General features: G+C 51.0%; 1 rRNA gene. It reads right to left on the bottom strand.

Features of this window, described 5'->3' with window-relative positions:
- Nucleotides 1-28 precede the first annotated feature (28 nt).
- Nucleotides 29-2,919, bottom strand: a 23S ribosomal RNA gene (locus GVO60_RS22085).
- Nucleotides 2,920-3,013: the final 94 nt, after the last annotated feature.

Genomic DNA, 3,013 nt, shown 5'->3' with positions numbered 1-3,013 from the left:
GAGTCCATCAAAACCCTTTGGGTGTTGTATGGTTAAGCCTCACGGGCAATTAGTACAGGTTAGCTCAATGCCTCACAGCACTTACACACCCTGCCTATCAACGTTCTAGTCTCGAACAACCCTTTAGGACCCTCAAGGGGTCAGGGAAGACTCATCTCAGGGCTCGCTTCCCGCTTAGATGCTTTCAGCGGTTATCGATTCCGAACTTAGCTACCGGGCAATGCGTCTGGCGACACAACCCGAACACCAGAGGTTCGTCCACTCCGGTCCTCTCGTACTAGGAGCAGCCCCCTTCAATCTTCCAACGCCCACGGCAGATAGGGACCGAACTGTCTCACGACGTTCTAAACCCAGCTCGCGTACCACTTTAAATGGCGAACAGCCATACCCTTGGGACCGACTTCAGCCCCAGGATGTGATGAGCCGACATCGAGGTGCCAAACACCGCCGTCGATATGAACTCTTGGGCGGTATCAGCCTGTTATCCCCGGAGTACCTTTTATCCGTTGAGCGATGGCCCTTCCATTCAGAACCACCGGATCACTATGACCTGCTTTCGCACCTGCTCGAATTGTCATTCTCGCAGTCAAGCGGGCTTATGCCATTGCACTAACCACACGATGTCCAACCGTGTTTAGCCCACCTTCGTGCTCCTCCGTTACTCTTTGGGAGGAGACCGCCCCAGTCAAACTACCCACCAGGCACTGTCCGCAACCCCGATAAGGGGTCGACGTTAGAACATCAACACTACAAGGGTGGTATTTCAAGGACGGCTCCACCGATACTGGCGTACCGGGTTCAAAGCCTCCCACCTATCCTACACATGTAGGGTCAATGTTCAGTGCCAAGCTGTAGTAAAGGTTCACGGGGTCTTTCCGTCTAGCCGCGGGTACACTGCATCTTCACAGCGATTTCAATTTCACTGAGTCTCGGGTGGAGACAGCGTGGCCATCATTACGCCATTCGTGCAGGTCGGAACTTACCCGACAAGGAATTTCGCTACCTTAGGACCGTTATAGTTACGGCCGCCGTTTACCGGGGCTTCGATCAAGAGCTTCGACCGAAGTCTAACCCCATCAATTAACCTTCCGGCACCGGGCAGGCGTCACACCGTATACGTCATCTTACGATTTTGCACAGTGCTGTGTTTTTAATAAACAGTTGCAGCCACCTGGTATCTGCGACTCTCAATAGCTCCATCCGCAAGGGACTTCACCGTCAAGAGCGTACCTTCTCCCGAAGTTACGGTACCATTTTGCCTAGTTCCTTCACCCGAGTTCTCTCAAGCGCCTTGGTATTCTCTACCCGACCACCTGTGTCGGTTTGGGGTACGATTCCTTACAATCTGAAGCTTAGAGGCTTTTCCTGGAAGCATGGCATCAATGACTTCACATCCGTAGATGCTCGACGTCGTGTCTCAGCCTTAAGAAGAGCCGGATTTACCTAACTCTTCAGCCTACGCACTTGAACCTGGACAACCGTCGCCAGGCCCACCTAGCCTTCTCCGTCCCCCCATCGCAATTGTAAGAAGTACGGGAATATTAACCCGTTTCCCATCGACTACGCCTTTCGGCCTCGCCTTAGGGGTCGACTTACCCTGCCCCGATTAACGTTGGACAGGAACCCTTGGTCTTCCGGCGAGGGGGTTTTTCACCCCCTTTATCGTTACTCATGTCAGCATTCGCACTTCTGATACCTCCAGCATGCTTTACAACACACCTTCAACGGCTTACAGAACGCTCCCCTACCCAATGCAGTAAACTACATTGCCGCAGCTTCGGTTTATTACTTAGCCCCGTTACATCTTCCGCGCAGGCCGACTCGACTAGTGAGCTATTACGCTTTCTTTAAATGATGGCTGCTTCTAAGCCAACATCCTAGCTGTCTAAGCCTTCCCACATCGTTTCCCACTTAGTAATAATTTGGGACCTTAGCTGGCGGTCTGGGTTGTTTCCCTCTCCACGACGGACGTTAGCACCCGCCGTGTGTCTCCCGGATAGTACTTACTGGTATTCGGAGTTTGCAAAGGGTTGGTAAGTCGGGATGACCCCCTAGCCTTAACAGTGCTCTACCCCCAGTAGTATTCGTCCGAGGCTCTACCTAAATAGATTTCGGGGAGAACCAGCTATCTCCAGGTTTGATTGGCCTTTCACCCCTAGCCACAAGTCATCCGCTAATTTTTCAACATTAGTCGGTTCGGTCCTCCAATTGATGTTACTCAATCTTCAACCTGCCCATGGCTAGATCACCTGGTTTCGGGTCTATATCCAGCAACTCGACGCCCAGTTAAGACTCGATTTCTCTACGGCTCCCCTAGATGGTTAACCTTGCTACTGAATATAAGTCGCTGACCCATTATACAAAAGGTACGCAGTCACGGAACAAAGTCCGCTCCTACTGCTTGTACGTACACGGTTTCAGGTTCTATTTCACTCCCCTCACAGGGGTTCTTTTCGCCTTTCCCTCACGGTACTGGTTCACTATCGGTCAGTCAGTAGTATTTAGCCTTGGAGGATGGTCCCCCCATATTCAGACAGGATATCACGTGTCCCGCCCTACTCGATTTCACTGAATGTGCGTTGTCGACTACGGGGCTATCACCCTGTATCGCCGGACTTTCCAGACCGTTCGTCTAACGCATATAAAGCTTAAGGGCTAGTCCAATTTCGCTCGCCGCTACTTTCGGAATCTCGGTTGATTTCTTTTCCTCGGGGTACTTAGATGTTTCAGTTCCCCCGGTTCGCCTCGTTATGCTATGTATTCACATAACGATACCTGCTTATGCAGGTGGGTTTCCCCATTCAGAAATCCCAGACTCAAATGGTTGTTACTACCTAATCTGGGCTTATCGCAAGTTACTACGTCTTTCATCGCCTCTGACTGCCAAGGCATCCACCGTGTACGCTTAGTCACTTAACCATACAACCCCAAAGGGTCTTATAGTCAACTAACCAAAGTTGTCTGCATTTTTATACATGTGCAGACTCGATTTTGCCGGACTCAATTTTGAATA

Origin of the sequence: Vibrio atypicus (assembly GCF_009811315.1) — a bacterium.
Classification (GTDB): Bacteria; Pseudomonadota; Gammaproteobacteria; order Enterobacterales; family Vibrionaceae; genus Vibrio; species Vibrio atypicus.
Note: the sequence above shows the minus strand (reverse complement) of the source record. Positions and strands in the feature narration are given on the sequence as shown.